The organism is Rhizobium sp. N731 (assembly GCF_001664145.1).
Taxonomy (GTDB): domain Bacteria; phylum Pseudomonadota; class Alphaproteobacteria; order Rhizobiales; family Rhizobiaceae; genus Rhizobium; species Rhizobium esperanzae.
This window is the reverse complement of sequence record NZ_CP013601.1, coordinates 756,758-771,990: the sequence shown is the minus strand read 5'-3', so window position 1 is coordinate 771,990 and position 15,233 is coordinate 756,758. Positions and strand designations below refer to the sequence as shown.

Below are 15,233 nucleotides of genomic sequence, written 5' to 3'. Positions count from 1 at the left end.
TATCGGGAAAATGAGGTCCGGATTGTTTCGGCGCCCCCGAACGTTGTCTCCGTCTCTCTTGCCGCGGGTCGGCTTCGCGGTTCGCATCTTCCGCAATTTTGTTTGCGTTGGTGGATCGTTCTGGATCGAGTGGCGGATTGTCGCAATGCGAACCTCGCTGCTGCTGCGTGCCGCATACGTAGCTCACCCAGCGGTATGGCACCATACGGACTGGTTGTGCTTCTCAAATGTTCGAGTTGATGTGGTAAATAAGCAGCAAATTCGCCGTCGGAAGCATAGGCTCTCGTTAGGCGCCGCTCATTTTGCCTTCGGGATGTTGCTTGTTGTCAGGAGGCGCGGCTTTGTCTGCCATTCCACACGTAAAGCCCGCGCTTTTCAGCAAGACGCTCTGGCCTCGGTGCGGAAATCATTTCCAGATACCGTTAAACGTCGGTACCGATGATGTTCGGCTAAATGAAGTTAGCTGAAATGATTTGCCTGACAGGAGTTCGCGTGGAGAAATGGTACGGTTGGGGGGTCTCGAACCTCCGACCTCAGGTGCCACAAACCTGCGCTCTAACCAACTGAGCTACAACCGCATGAATCACGTTTGACGCGACGGGGGTCACATACGAGGACTTGAGGATGAATTCAAGTCCCATTCCTCGTCAATATACAAAAAGGCTGGACGCGAGGTCCAGCCTTTTGTTTCCGATCGGCATCGACCGATCAGGCGACCTTGAAGGACGCCATGGCCTTTTCGGCGGCTTCCTTGGAGGGCTTTGCGAGCTTTTCGGCAACCTGCTTGGTGGTTTCCTGCATCGACTTCGCCTGATCGACGGCAAGCTCGGCCTGCTTGCGCAGGAACGAGGTCTGCAGCTCGATGAATTCGGCGACGGACTTGACGCCGAGCAGTGCTTCCATGTGCGAGAGCGAGGTTTCGGCGTTGACGCGAAGGACGTCGATCGCCTTCAGGCCGATCTCGACGGTGCCGGCCTGCGCCGTCTGAACGGTGGCCTCGAGCGTCTTGCCGGCTTCTTCGCCAGCGGTCTTCAGCTTGGCATAGGCGTCTTTCGACTGCTGGGCGCCCTTTTCAGCGAATTCGCGGAAGGATTCAGCCAGCTTGGAGGGATCGAAAGAAGCGATTGAAAAAACGTCATCGGTCTTTATGGTAGCCATGGGTCGCATTCCTTTGGGCTAAGGCAGTTGCTGCCTGGGATCATCGAATGACATCTATATAGGGCATTCTATTGTGCATTGCAACATAAATTGTGCGACGCACAAGTCGTTAACCCTTTCGGCTGAAAGCACCCCGCTGTTCTGGACCGGCATGCGACCTGCAGTTATTAATAAGCCGTTAATTTAGAAGGCCGACAGCGACAAGGTTCGATCATGCCCGCAGTCCAATATCCGTTCATCGATATCGCCGTGCATGCGCGGGTGCGGGAACGCTTTTCGCGCGGCGAAGCCATGGTGCTTTTTTCAGCCGATCTTGCCCGCCTGCTCTGGGCAAACGGCGCAGGTGCGGAGCTTTTCAGCCATTCAGCGGTCTATGACCTGCTCGATCAGGGCGTCGATCGCACCGACATCACCTTTCGGCAGCTGGAAACGGCGGCGCGTCAGCTCGCCGATATCGGCGACAACAGAAGCCTGATGATCCGCGTCGCCAAGGGCTTTCAGCGCGTGCAGGTGCAGGCGGCCGCCGAACTGATCCGGCTTTCATCGGGCGAGAACGCCATTCTGTTTTCCGTGCCGGTGTCGGCAAGGCCGCTGACGGCAGGCGCTGCGGCGGCCCAGATGCTGCAGGGACTCGATGATCCCGACACGCATATGGCTGTCATCGGCGCCAATGGCGAGGTGATCGCGGCCTCGCCGGGCTTTGCCTCGCTCGCCATATCAGGCGAGACCGCAAAGGCCTTGATCAACCTTGCAGGCGCACATCCCGACCGCCTGGTAAAGCGCCCGGTCGCCACCGGCAGGGGTTATCTCCCGGCCGCGGTCGGCAGGCTCAGCGATGAGCCGGCGCTCAATCTGCTTTTTGCCGTAGAAACCGCGATCGGTCATCTCGATCCGATCGATGCGCCCGTAGTCGACGAAGTCGATGCACCGCCGCAGACGGCTGACGCGCCGGCGGGGGAAGAAGGCACATCGTCATCCGAGCTTCCTCGGCAAGAGGCGGCTACGGCGACCGGCTTCGGCGAGATCGTCGATGCGGTCTCGGGGATCGAAGAGGTCGAGGAGACGCTGGAGGAGATCGCTGACGACCGGGAACATCCGGCAGAGGCGGCTCTCACATCCGCAGAGGCGGCGGTTGCCGACGAGAATCCGGCCGCAGACGAAGCGGCGGAGAACGACGGCGCGACCGAGAGCGGCATGGATGAGGCCGACCAGACGGCGGAAGCGACCGCGATGGCGGAGACACCTGCCGAGACCGGCCAAATGCCGCTTGATGAGGCGCCGGACGCCGTGCGCGAAGAGCCGGCCGTCGCAGCAACCGCAGCTTCCGACGCACCCCCTGCCCCGTCGCTTGCGCCCGAGCCCGGTTTCGTCTTCAGGCCGAATAGCCGCGCCACCCGCTTCGTCTGGAAGATCGATGCGGAAGGCCGGTTCAACGAGGTCAGCCACGAATTTGCCGAGGCCGTCGGTCCGCATGCATCCGCCATCATCGGCTCCGCCTTCAGCGATATCGCCGCTCTCTTTAATCTCGACCCCGACGGCAAGATTTCCGAGGCCCTCGCGCGCCGCGACACATGGTCGGGCAAGACGATCCTCTGGCCGGTCGAAGGCACCAGCCTCGTCGTTCCGGTCGATCTCGCCGCACTGCCGACCTATACCCGCAACCGCGACTTCGACGGCTTCCGCGGCTTCGGCGTCGTCAGGCTTTCCGACGCGCAGGAAGATCCGCTGGCGCTCGGCCTGACGCTCGGCCCGAACGGCGTTGGCCATGATGCGGCAGGCCTCGGCCCGACGGCCGACGCTGTCAGCGAACCGGCACACGACATTGACGCCGCGCCCGAAGCGGTCCCGGCAGAAACGATCGCGGCGGACGCGATCGAGGACCACCCGCAGACCGAAGAGACGCCTTTCGAAGCGACCGGAGAAGAGGCCGGCTTCGAGCCGCCCGCCCGGGAGAGCGCCGCCGAAGAGATGCAGGAGAGCACCGGTGAAGCGCCGGCGGCCGATGCTGCAGACGAACCCCCGCCGCTTCGCATCGTGGAAACGCCCAATCGCCGTTCCACCGACAAGGTCGTACAGCTTCACAGCACAGGCGCCGCATTGACGGCCGCCGAACAGGCGAACTTCCGCGAAATCGCCAAGCGCCTGGAAGCCTTCGGCGCCCGCAGGGAAGAGCCCGACGCCCCGCCGACGGGCACTACCGCCACGGAACCGGCATCCTTCGAAGAAAGAGCGGCGCCCGAAGCCATCACCGGCGAAACACCCGCCGCTACGGTCGACGCCGCTTCGGTCGAGGAGACGGCGCCGCAGGAGGCAATCTTCGAGAACGCGGTCGACCCGCTGCGCGAAGACGCCGCTGACGAACCCGACGCCATCGGCGAGGACGAGGCGACGGAAGGGCTCGAGGAGACGGTCAGCCAGATCGAGGTTCTCACAAGCTTCATCCCGCCGCGTGTGAAGATGATTGACGGGCTTTCGGCCGGAACGGTCGACCAATTGCCCGTCGCGGTGCTTATCCATGTCGGCGATGCGCTGATCCATGCCAATCCCGAATTCATGCGGCTGACGGGCTACCACTCGCTCGACGCGCTGCGTGAGGTCGGCGGTATCGAAGCCCTGCTGCAGCGCCGCGAACTTGAGGAAAAGGCAGCCGGTTCCGGCACCATGATGCTCGTCAAGGCCGACGACACGCTGATACCGGTGACTGCGCGGCTGCAATCGGTGCGCTGGGAAGATGCCAACGCCCTGATGCTGGCGCTGATGCCGGTGGAACGCAAGGAAGACGCCCGCGCCGAAACCGGCCGGTCGGAAGCGCGTCCGGAACGGATGGTCGAGAAGGTCGCCAAGCTTCAGGTCGAAGTGGAGGAATTGCGCTCGATCCTGGAAACGGCGACCGATGGCGTGGTCGTCATCGGCACCGAGGGTGATATCCGTTCGATGAACCGGTCGGCGAGCGCGCTGTTCAATTACGACGAGCAGGAGACGCGCGGTAAACCCTTCGTCATGCTGTTTGCCCATGAGAGCCAAAAAGCGGTCCTCGACTATCTGAACGGCCTTGCCGGCCACGGCGTGGCAAGCGTGCTGAACGACGGGCGCGAAGTGATCGGCCGCGAGGCCGGCGGCGGCTTCGTGCCGCTGTTCATGACGATGGGCCGGCTTACCTCCTCGAACGGCTATTGCGCCGTCATCCGCGATATCACCCAGTGGAAACGCACCGAGGACGAGTTGCGCAACGCCAAGGGCGCGGCTGAAACCGCCAACGCCCACAAGACCGATTTCCTCGCGCGCGTCAGCCATGAAATCCGCACGCCGCTCAACGCAATCATCGGCTTTTCCGACATGATGGCGGGTGAGCGCTTCGGTCCGATCGGCCATCCCCGTTACATCGAATATGCCAACGATATCGGCCGCTCCGGCCGGCACGTCCTCGATATCGTCAACGATCTCCTCGACATTTCGAAGATCGAGGCGGGCGAGATGGATCTTGACTTCGCCGCCGTCGGCCTCAACGAGGCGGTCTCGGAGGCCGTCGCCCTCGTCCAGCCGCAGGCGAACGGCCAGCGCGTCATCATCCGCACGGCGCTGTCGCATTCGGTGCCCGAGGTCGTAGCCGATCTGCGCTCGATCAAGCAGATCGCGCTCAACATCCTGTCGAACGCCATCCGCTTTACCCCGTCTGGCGGACAGATCGTCGTTTCCACCTCCTATGAGGTGAATGGCAGCGTGGTGTTGAGGGTCCGCGATACCGGCATCGGCATGACGCGCGCCGAACTCGATCATGCGATGAAGCCGTTCCGCCAGGTCTCCTCGACCCAGTCATGCCATCGCGGCGATGGCACCGGGCTGGGCCTGCCGCTGACCAAGGCGATGGTGGATGCCAATCGGGCGACATTCTCGATCAATTCGGCGCCGAACGAAGGCACGCTCGTCGAGATCACATTCCCGTCGCAGCGCGTGCTGGCAGGCTGATCCCTATCGATGGGGCGGAGCCGCCTGAAGGCTGGACGGCAGGCAAAAAAAAGGCAGCCAGAGGCTGCCTTGAATGGGTGCTGTTCAACAAGAGCTCAGTCGATCAACGTCATGTTTCGTAAGCCCGGAGGCTTCAGGCCGCCTCGTTCATGTGCGGCCCCCAAGTTGTTTCACCTTTGACAAAGGTTTCTTAACGAAAGGTTTCCATGATAGGGCATTGCTGAATGGTGAAAGCTTGTGGTTTACGATTGTTTATCAGTCCCTCAGTTCGCTCAAATCAGCGAAGAGCCGCAGCGCTTCGGGGTTGGTGAGCGCCTCCTGGTTTTTCACCGGCCTGCCGTGAACCACCTCACGCACTGCAAGCTCGACGATCTTGCCGGATTTGGTGCGGGGTATATCGGCTACCGCGATGATCTTTGCCGGCACGTGGCGCGGCGACGCGCCGGTGCGAATACGCGTCTTGATCGCCTTGACGAGATCCTCGGTCAGCGTCACACCAGGGGCAAGGCGGACGAAGAGGATGACACGCACGTCGTCATCCCACTCCTGGCCGATGCACAGCGCCTCGGCCACCTCGTCCATCTGTTCCACCTGGTTGTAGATCTCGGCCGTGCCGATGCGCACCCCGCCGGGGTTGAGCGTCGCATCCGAGCGGCCATGGATGACGAGGCCGCCATGCTCCGTCCATTCGGCAAAATCACCGTGGCACCAGACGTTGTCGAACCGCTCGAAATAGGCGGCGCGATATTTGGCGCCATCTGGGTCGTTCCAGAACATGACAGGCATGGAGGGGAAGGCCTTGGTGCAGACGAGTTCGCCCTTCTCGCCGCGCACCGGCTTGCCATCATCGTCCCAGACGTCGACCGCAAGACCGAGACCGGGGCCCTGGATCTCGCCGCGCCAGACCGGCTGCAGCGGATTGCCGAGCACGAAACAGGAAACGATATCGGTGCCGCCGGAGATCGAGGCGAGCTGAACGTCCTGCTTGATGCCCTCATAGACGAAGGTGAAACCCTCCGGTGACAGCGGCGAGCCGGTGGAGGTCATCAACCGGAGGCTTGAGAGATCGTGGCTTTTGCGCGGCGTCAGCCCGCTCTTACGCACCGCATCGATATATTTTGCCGAGGTGCCGAAAATCGCAAATTTTTCCGCCTCGGCATAGTCGAACAACACATTGCCGTGAGGTGCAAAGGGCGAGCCGTCGAACAGGCAGAGCGTGGCGCCGCTGGCGAGGCCGCTGACCAGCCAGTTCCACATCATCCAGCCGCAGGTGGTGAAGTAAAAGAGCTTCTCGCCCGCCTGCAGGCCGCAATGCAGACGGTGCTCCTTCAGATGCTGCAGCAGTGTGCCGCCGGCCGAATGCACGATGCATTTGGGTACACCCGTCGTGCCCGAGGAAAAGAGAATGTAGAGCGGATGGCCGAAAGCAAGCGGCGTGAATACGATCTCGCTGGCCTCATAGGGCGCAATGAAGGCCTCCAGCGTCGAAGCCCCTGATGTCTTGCCCGCCACCGCCTCGGCATCGCCGGCATAGTGGACGACGATCGTGGGGACACCGAGGCTTTTCGCCACTGCCGCAACCTTGGAGCCGACATCCTGCAGCTTGCCGGAGTACCAATAGGCGTCGCAGGCGATGAAGAGCCGGGGGCCGATCTGGCCGAAGCGATCGAGCACACCCTGCTCGCCGAAATCGGGAGAGCAGGATGACCAGATGGCGCCGATCGAGGCGGCGGCGAGCATGGCGGCGACGGTCTCCGGGATGTTCGGCATCATGGCGGCGATGCGGTCGCCCTTGCCGATGCCGCGTGCCGCGAAGGCCTGCTGCAGCCTCGAGACCAGCGCGCGCAACCGATCCCACGACCAACGGTCTTCGGCCTTGTCCTCGCCGCGGAAGATGATGGCGTCGGCCTCACCGCGGCCGGGCAGCATGTTTTCGGCGAAATTCAGCGTCGCGTCGGGAAAAAAGCGGGCGCCGAGCATGCTGTCGCCGTCGACGAGGACCTCTGCGCCGCGCTCTCCCTTCACGCCGCAGAAATCCCAAATGGTCGACCAGAATTTCTCCCGCTCGGCAACCGACCAGGCATGCAGATCGTCGAAGCCCGAAAGCGAAAGCCCGAACTCGCCATTGCAGCGCTCGATGAAGGCATGGATCGGGCTTCTTGCGACCGCCTCGGCCGAGGGCACCCATAGTGGCTTATTATCCTGCATTCATTCCTCCTCCCCAATGCCGTCTTTATATCATGCTGCATTGCATTATAAAGTGCGCAACTGTCCGATCCCAAACCTAAACCGCTGGCATAAACCGGATTCATGCGACCCGGTCGGCTCTTCGTTTTATGATGTCATTGTCCGGAACCGCTGCACGCTTCCGGGCGACATGCATTGGATTTGCATAGGCCGGATATTTCATATATCGGGCGAAATCAGCGCATAACCGGTAACCGGCGGAGATCATGGGTACGTCTAGACATCGCAGGTGGCGCAGGAAGATCGGGCCCGTTTCGCGCTGGCTTCCGGCCTTTGCCCGCATGTCGACACTGCTTCTGCTCATCGCGCTTGCACTGTTCGTGGCCCTCAGGGTCGCAGCGCCCTATCTCATCACGACCGGTTTCGTGCGCTCCGGCATCGAGGATGCGCTGTCGAAATGGACTGGCTACCATGCTGAGATCAAGGGCACTCCGGTTCTCGAATTCTGGCCGACGCCGCGCATCACGCTGAACCAGGTCACCATCCGCCAGCCGCGCGAAACCGGCGACAAGCTGCTCGGCAGCATTGAAAGCCTGTCGGCAGATTTCAGCCTCATCGATGCGCTGAGAGGCCGGACGAGTTTCCACGAATTCCATCTGCTGCGGCCCAACCTGGCGCTGACGCGTGACGAGAATGGCCTGATAGACTGGAGTTACGCCGGCCTGCTTGCGCGCGCGATTAGCGGCGTGCGCTACGAAAACGGGGCTGAGATGCTCGATCCCGCTCTCGATGCCGAGATCGGTGCGGTGACCGTCGAGGACGGCACGCTTGCCGTCACCGATGTCAAGAGCGCCAAGACTTACAATTTCGACAGCGTCACAGCCGACATTGGCTGGCCACGGCTCTCCGGCGCGATCTCGGCTGTCGTGATCGCCCGTATCAACGGCGTGGACCTGAAGGTGGATTTCGCCTCACGCCAGCCGCTGCTCGCCTTTGCCGGCAAGAGCGCCGAGACGCGGACATCGCTGACGTCAAACCTGCTGACGGCCCGTTTTCAAGGGATCGCCAGCATCGCCAGCCTTTCGGCGCTGTCCGGCAATATCGCCGTCAGCATTCCTGATGTGCCGGCGTTTCTGACATGGTCGGGCAGATCGCTCCCCGGCGTCGGCACGCTGAAGAGCGCCTCGCTGGAATCCGACATCATGTCGTCGGGCAGCGGGCTGCGTTTCAACGATCTCAGCCTGTCCCTGAACGAGGCGAGCGCCACTGGCGTGATGGACCTTTCGACCAGGGCCGGCAGACGGCCGAAGATCGGCGGCACGCTCGCCTTCGACCAGATGAACCTGAAGCCGTTCCTTGATGCTTTCGCCCTGAGATTGGCGGCCGGTGAGGCGGATGACATCTCCGCCGGCATCAGCGAACCGCTGCAGTTGCTCGACGTCGACGTCAGGCTTTCGGCGCGGCGCGCTGAGATGGGCCGCTTCGAGCTTTCCGATGTCGGCGCCAGCATGATCGTCACCGGCGGCGAGGCGAAGTTCGACATCGGTGACAGCGGCTTCGAAGGCGGCGAAATGACGGCGCATCTGGAGGCGACGCGGCGCGACTTCGACGGCGGCGGCAAACTGCAGCTGTCGATCCGCGATGCTGACTTCGCCGGCCTTGCCGAGCGTCTGCAGCTCAAAGGACCGCTGCCGCTTGCGACGGGATCGCTCGATCTCGACCTGCAGTCGTCGAAGGCGATCTGGACGGCCGGTCTTGCCGACGTCACCGGCAAGCTGCATTTCTGGACGAGGGAAGGCACGATTCCCGGCGTTGACACCGGCGCGCTCAGGACGCAGGCCGCCGAAAAACCGTTCTTTCCGCTGAGTGCCGCAGCAGGCGGCGCCTTCGCCTTCAACCAAATGGACCTTCAAGCCGATTTCGCCAACGGCTCTGCCGAAATCCATGACGCCCATGTCATCGGGCCGACGCAGACGCTGGCGCTTTCCGGCGTGATCACCTATCAGTCGAACGGGCTGGCGCTTTCCGGTTCGCTGGAGGCAACCGATCCGGCCAAGGCGGCAGAGCTACCGCTTCTGCCGTTCTTCGTCGGCGGCTCATGGCCGAACCCGGTGATCTCGCCGGTTCCGCTTTTCGGCGGCACGCCCCACGCGCAATAAAGAGCCTTGCGCCCAATAGGACAGGGGCTCAGGCGCCGGCGGCGGCCGCCCGCTCGTCGCGCTCGCGCTGCACTTCGCGCCGCTTGGTGATCACGGATGCACAGATAACGCCGACCGCGACGATGGCGATCAGGATCGTGCAGATCGCATTGATCTCGGGCGTCACCCCAAGGCGCACCTGGCTATAGATCTTCATCGGCAGCGTGGTTGCGCCGGGGCCGGAGGTAAAGCTTGCAATCACGAGGTCGTCGAGCGACAGCGTGAAAGCCAGGATCCAGCCCGAAAACACCGCCGGCGAGATGATCGGCAGCGTGATCTCGAAAAAGGTTCGCACCGGCGGCGCGCCCAGATCCTGCGCGGCTTCCTCGATCGACTGATCGAAACTCAAGAGCCGTGATTGCACGACGACGGCGACGAAGCACATGGTCAGCGTCGTATGCGCCAGCGTGATCGTCCAGAAGCCGCGGTCGAGGCCGATCGCCACGAAGAGCAGCAGCAGCGACAGACCGGTGATGACTTCCGGCATGACGAGCGGCGCATAGACCATGCCGGAGAAGAGCATGCGGCCACGGAAGCGGGTATAGCGCACCAGCGTCAGCGCCGCCATCGTGCCGAGGATGGTGGCGAAGGTGGCCGACAGCAGACCGACGCGGATCGTCACCCAGGCGGCGTCGAGCAGGGCCTGGTTCGAGAGCAGCGAGACATACCACTTGGTGGAGAAGCCGCCCCAGACGGTGACGAGTTTCGATTCGTTGAAGGAAAAGACCACCAGCAGCACGATCGGCAGATAAAGGAAGGCAAAGCCGAGCACGACGGAGATGATGTTGAAACGGGTCCATCTCAGCATGGCTTATTTCTCCCGCTCTTCGGCCTTGGCCTGCGCATTCTGGAAGAAGACGATCGGGATCACCAGGATCATCAGCAGGATGGTTGCGACCGCCGAGGAGACCGGCCAGTCTCTGTTCGCGTTGAACTCGTTCCAGAGCGTCTTGCCGATCATCAGCGTCTGCGAACCGCCGAGAAGGTCGGGAATGACGAACTCGCCGACGGCAGGGATGAAGACCAGCATGCAGCCGGCAACCACGCCGGGGATGGACAGCGGGAAGGTGACGCGCCAGAAGGCCCGGACCGGCGCGCAGCCGAGATCCTGCGCTGCCTCGATCAGCGTGCCGTCCATCTTTTCGAGCGCCGAATAGAGCGGCAGCACCATGAAGGGCAGATAGGAATAGATGATGCCGATATAGACGGCGGTGGTGGTATTAAGAATGATCAATGGGCTGTCGATCACATGCAGCGACAGGAGAAGCTGGTTCAGCAGCCCTTCGGGTTTCAGGATGGCGATCCAGGCGTAGACGCGGATCAGGAAGCTCGTCCAGAACGGCAGGATGACGAGCATCAAAAGCGTCGGGCGGATGCGCCGCGGGGCCTGCGCCATGCCATAGGCGATCGGATAGGCGATCAGCAGCATCAGGAAGGTCGAGACCGCCGCAATGATGACGCTCGAGAGATAAGCGTTGAAGTAGAGCGGGTCGTCTACGAGGTAGCTATAATTGTCGAAGGAGAAAGTTGCAACCTTGCTCCAGAAACCAGCCCAGCCGTCGGCAAAGGAGAAGACCGGCTCATAAGGCGGGATGGCGATCGCCGTCGTCGACAGGGAGATACGGAAGACGATGAAGAACGGCGCCAGAAAGAAGAGCAGCAGCCAGGCATAGGGGATGATGATGACGAGGCGGTTGTAAAGGCGAGATGCGAAGGTTTCCATAGCCTCAATCCTTCAGCAGCACGCCGCCATTCTCATCGAACGAAACCCAGACGTCCTGATCATAGGTGAAAGGGTCTTCGACGGCACGCTGCGCGTTGAGGGAAGAGGCTCTGACGAATTTGCCGCTCGGCAGCTTGATGTGGAAAATGGTCATGTCGCCGAGATAGCCGATATCCCAGATCTCGCCCTTTGCGGCGTTGACCGAGGCGTTCGCAGGGGCGGTGCGCATCACCCGGATCTTCTCCGGACGAATGGCAAAACCGACCGTGCTGCCGATCGCCGGCGCCTCGGTGGCGGCAATCCGGATGGTGAAGCCGCTTTCGACCGATATCTCGACCGCGCCGTTTTCCGACGTCGTCACCTTGCCGTCGAAGATGTTCACGTCGCCGATGAAATCGGCCACGAAGCGGGAATTCGGCGCCTCATAGATTTCGGCCGGCGTTGCCACCTGCACGACCTTGCCGTGGCTCATGACCGCGATGCGGTCGGCCATGGTCATCGCCTCTTCCTGATCGTGGGTGACCACAACGAAGGTGAGGCCGAGCGTCTGCTGCAGGTCCATCAGTTCGAACTGGGTTTCCTCGCGCAGCTTCTTGTCGAGCGCGCCGAGCGGTTCATCGAGCAGCAGCACTTTCGGGCGTTTGGCGAGCGAGCGGGCGAGCGCAACGCGCTGGCGCTGACCGCCGGAGAGCTGGTTCGGTTTGCGTGAGGCAAACTGCTCGAGCTTTACGAGCTTCAACATCTGCGTCACGCGCTCAGTCATTTCGCCCTTCGGCATGCCGTCCTGCCTAAGGCCAAAGGCGATATTCTTCTCGACGGTCATATGCGGGAAAAGCGCGTAAGACTGAAACATCATATTGACCGGCCGCTTGTAGGGCGGCGTGCCGGCGAGATCGGTGCCATCGAGAACGATTTCGCCCGAGGTCGGCTGCTCGAAGCCGGCGAGCATGCGCAGGAGCGTCGATTTTCCGCAGCCGGATGCGCCGAGCAGCGCGAAGAATTCGCGATGATAAATGTTCAGCGACAAATCATCGACGGCGGTGAAATTGCCGAAGCGCTTGGTGACATTCTTGAAGGCTATGAAAGGTTTTGCAGACGGATCGGTCCAGGGTGCGAAGGCGCGGCGGATATTGCCCAAAGATTTCATAATATTCCCCGAGAATATAAGTTTCAGCCGGCCTCCACCTAGAGCATGATACCGAAAAGTGTGAGCGGTTTTCGGGCGACATCATGCTCTAACTCTTCAATTTAGAACAGGATTCAGGTTTTAGGCCGACCGGGCCTAAAATCATCCTGTTCTAGGCCGGTAATTGAAAGGCCCGGACGTTTCCGTCCGGGCCTGGTACCGACTTACTGGCCGGTCACGACCTTCGTCCAGATCCGCGTCGCCGTGCGCTGTGTCTTCGGGTCCCACGGCTTGACGGTGAAGAGGTTCTTCATCACCTCGTCCGTCGGATAGACGGCCGGATCTTCCAGCACTTCCTTGCTGACGAACTGCTGCGAGGCCTTGTTGCCGTTGGCATAGAAGGTGTGGTCGCTCGCCTTGGCGATGACCTCGGGCTTCATCAGGTAATTCAGGAATTCATGCGCTTCGGCCACATGCTTGGCATCGGCGGGGATCGCCATCATGTCGAACCACATCTGGGCGCCCTGCACGGGGATCGAATAATTGACCTCGACGCCGTTCTTGGCTTCGGCCGCGCGGTCGCGGGCCTGCAGCATGTCGCCGGAATAGCCGAAGGCGATGCAGATATCGCCATTGGCAAGGGCGTTGATATATTCGGAGGAGTGGAACTTGCGGATATAGGGGCGCACCGCCGTCAGCAATGCCTCGACCTTCTTGAAATCTTCGGCCTTGGTGGAGTTCGGATCGAGGCCGAGATAACGCAACGCCGTGGTCATCACGTCCTTCGGCGTGTCGAGCACGTAGATGCCGCAGTCCTTGAACTTTTCGGCGACCTTCGGGTCGAAAATCACTTCGAGACCGGGCTTGGCATCAGGCCCGAGGATTTCAGCGACCTTCTTGACGTTGTAGCCGATACCGTCGGTCCCCCACATATAATCGACGGCATACTCGTTGCCCGGGTCATAGGAAGCGGTGCGCTGCTGGATCACGTCCCACATGTTGGAAAGGTTCGGCAGCTTCGACTTGTCGAGCTTCTGGAAGACACCCGCCTGGATCTGGCGCTGCAGGAAGTCGGCGGTGGGAACGACGACGTCATAACCGGTGCCACCGGCAAGCAGCTTGGTTTCCACCGTCTCGTTCGAATCGAATGTGTCGTAGACGACCTTGATGCCGGTTTCCTTGGTGAAATCGGCAAGAATGCTGTCGTCGATATAATCCGACCAGTTGTAGACGTTGACGACGCGCTCCTGCGCAACGGCCGGCGCGGCGGCAAGGAGCGCGGCGATGGCTGCGGCCGTCACGGTTGCGATGGTTGACCTCATGACTTCTCCTGTTTGTTCGAAGAGCCCGCATGCGCGGGCATCTCTTCCCTCTGGTTTGCCCGCAGACTAAGAAGGAATTTCTAACCCCACAAGCGCAAAAAAATGCGCCTTCAATCATTTCATGATTACTGGAAATCGAAGGCGCTGAGGCCCGCCACCATCTCGTCGAGCCCGAGCGGCCGCGTGACCGGCGGCTCGGCGCGGGAAAGGCAGCCGCGCCGCTCGCAAAGACGACAGGCCGGGCCGACCGCAACCGGATCGAGCGCCGCCGCCTGCCCGTAGACCACGCCGTCTGCAAGAGCGGCGTCGCAGCCGACCAGAATCGCGGTGCGTCTGATCCTTTCGCCGAATTCGACGCTCGGCCCCTCCAGGGTGCGGGCGACCGTCAGGAAGGATGCGCCATCCGGCATGACCACCGTCTCGGCGAGAATCTGGCCCGGCTGCAGGAAGGCGGCGTGGATATTGAGCTTCGGACAGCCGCCGCCGAAACGGGCCTGCGGAAAGCCCTGCGCGCCGGCTCGCCGCAGCCGGTGGCCGGCCGCGTCGATCTCGATGAGGAAGAAGGGGATGGTCGCCGCCCCGGGTCGCTGCAGCATCGTCAGACGCGTTGCCGCATGCCCGAAGGAGACGCCGAAACGCGCGCGAAGAATATCGATGTCGTAACGCGTCGCTTTGGCCGCCGACAGGAAGGCCTCGTAGGGCATTGCCAGCGCCAGGGCCGCAATGCGGGCAAGTTCGAAGCGGGCGATGCGGCGCGCCTCGGCGGAAGAAAGCGAGAGATCGTCGAGCTCGGCATCGATGGCCGGCAGCAAGGCAAGGCTCGCGACCTCGACTGAGATTTCGTGCGCACGATCGGCCGGCGACAGCCGTTCCGAAATGAAAAGCCGCATCGAATGACGATCGAAACGGCGGCGCAGATCCGGCATGACGTGCACCGGCAGGACGCGCACCGCAATGCCGCGTTCGGCGCGCAGCCAGTCCTTCAGCCCCGCCGCCATATCGAGGCCGCCGGGCAACGTCGCAGCAAAGGCTTCCGCCGCGGTCTCGATCCGTCCGAAATAGCCCGATCGGCGCTCCAGCGTCTCACGCAGCTCGTCCAGCGGCAGCCGGCCGGCGGCAACGGGCGCATGCCCTTCGGCCGCCATCAGCGCCGTCAGATCGGACAGCCGCGCAGCCTGTTCCCGATAGGCGCGATAAAGCTTGATCATGCCGCTCGCGGCATTCGGCGCCGCTTCGGCCACCTCCACCAATTCCTGGTCACCGGGCAGTTCACCTGAAAGCAGCGGGTCGGCGAAGATCTCCTTCAGCTGACCGAGGCTGCCGCCGGTCTGTCCCCGCAACTCCTCCAGATCGATCCGGTAAACGGCCGCGAGCTTCAGCAGCAGCTGCACCGTCAACGGCCGCTGGTTGCGCTCGATGAGGTTCAGGTAGGAAGGCGAAATCTCCAGCGCCTCGGCCATGGCGGTCTGCGTCAGCGCCAGCGCATTGCGGATGCGCCGCAGTTTAGGGCCTGCGAAAATTTTCCGTTCCGCCATGTCACACCTTTGACAAAG

At 62.1% G+C, this 15,233-nt stretch carries 9 protein-coding genes and 1 tRNA gene; 2 read left to right on the top strand and 8 right to left on the bottom strand.

Annotation, left to right across the window (positions count from 1 at the left end):
• Positions 1-501: 501 nt before the first annotated feature.
• Positions 502-578: transfer RNA gene (locus AMK02_RS03785), tRNA-His, on the bottom strand.
• 130 nt (positions 579-708) lie between these two features.
• Positions 709-1,158 (bottom strand): phasin, encoded by a 450-nt coding sequence (locus AMK02_RS03780; protein ID WP_011424084.1) that lies wholly within the window; start codon positions 1,156-1,158, stop codon positions 709-711.
• Positions 1,159-1,371: 213 nt separating this feature from the next.
• On the opposite strand from AMK02_RS03780, the gene AMK02_RS03775 reads away from it, so the two are divergent.
• A complete protein-coding gene (locus AMK02_RS03775) occupies positions 1,372-5,124 on the top strand; it encodes an ATP-binding protein (protein ID WP_064800731.1) in 3,753 nt (1,250 codons plus the stop codon).
• Between the two features lie 255 nt (positions 5,125-5,379).
• Here the strand turns inward: AMK02_RS03775 and AMK02_RS03770 are convergent, their stop codons facing one another.
• Complete coding sequence (locus AMK02_RS03770) at positions 5,380-7,332, bottom strand: acetoacetate--CoA ligase (RefSeq protein WP_064800730.1); 1,953 nt, start codon at positions 7,330-7,332, stop codon at positions 5,380-5,382.
• Between the two features lie 245 nt (positions 7,333-7,577).
• On the opposite strand from AMK02_RS03770, the gene AMK02_RS03765 reads away from it, so the two are divergent.
• Positions 7,578-9,470, top strand: coding sequence for an AsmA family protein (locus AMK02_RS03765; RefSeq protein WP_064800729.1), 1,893 nt, complete (start codon positions 7,578-7,580; stop codon positions 9,468-9,470).
• A 28-nt stretch (positions 9,471-9,498) separates the two neighbouring features.
• Here the strand turns inward: AMK02_RS03765 and AMK02_RS03760 are convergent, their stop codons facing one another.
• The 5 genes from AMK02_RS03760 to AMK02_RS03740 form a co-directional block, all read right to left on the bottom strand.
• Positions 9,499-10,317, bottom strand: a complete 819-nt coding sequence (locus AMK02_RS03760; RefSeq protein WP_064800728.1) for an ABC transporter permease — start codon at positions 10,315-10,317, stop codon at positions 9,499-9,501.
• Between the two features lie 3 nt (positions 10,318-10,320).
• Positions 10,321-11,232, bottom strand: a complete 912-nt coding sequence (locus tag AMK02_RS03755; RefSeq protein WP_064800727.1) for an ABC transporter permease subunit — start codon at positions 11,230-11,232, stop codon at positions 10,321-10,323.
• A 4-nt stretch (positions 11,233-11,236) separates the two neighbouring features.
• The gene (locus tag AMK02_RS03750; RefSeq protein ID WP_064800726.1) at positions 11,237-12,379 is read right to left on the bottom strand and encodes an ABC transporter ATP-binding protein; all 1,143 of its coding nucleotides are present in this window, start codon (positions 12,377-12,379) and stop codon (positions 11,237-11,239) included.
• Positions 12,380-12,582: 203 nt separating this feature from the next.
• A complete protein-coding gene (locus tag AMK02_RS03745; protein WP_064800725.1) occupies positions 12,583-13,680 on the bottom strand; it encodes a polyamine ABC transporter substrate-binding protein in 1,098 nt (365 codons plus the stop codon).
• 125 nt (positions 13,681-13,805) lie between these two features.
• Complete coding sequence (locus tag AMK02_RS03740) at positions 13,806-15,215, bottom strand: helix-turn-helix domain-containing protein (RefSeq protein ID WP_064800724.1); 1,410 nt, start codon at positions 15,213-15,215, stop codon at positions 13,806-13,808.
• Positions 15,216-15,233 lie beyond the last annotated feature (18 nt).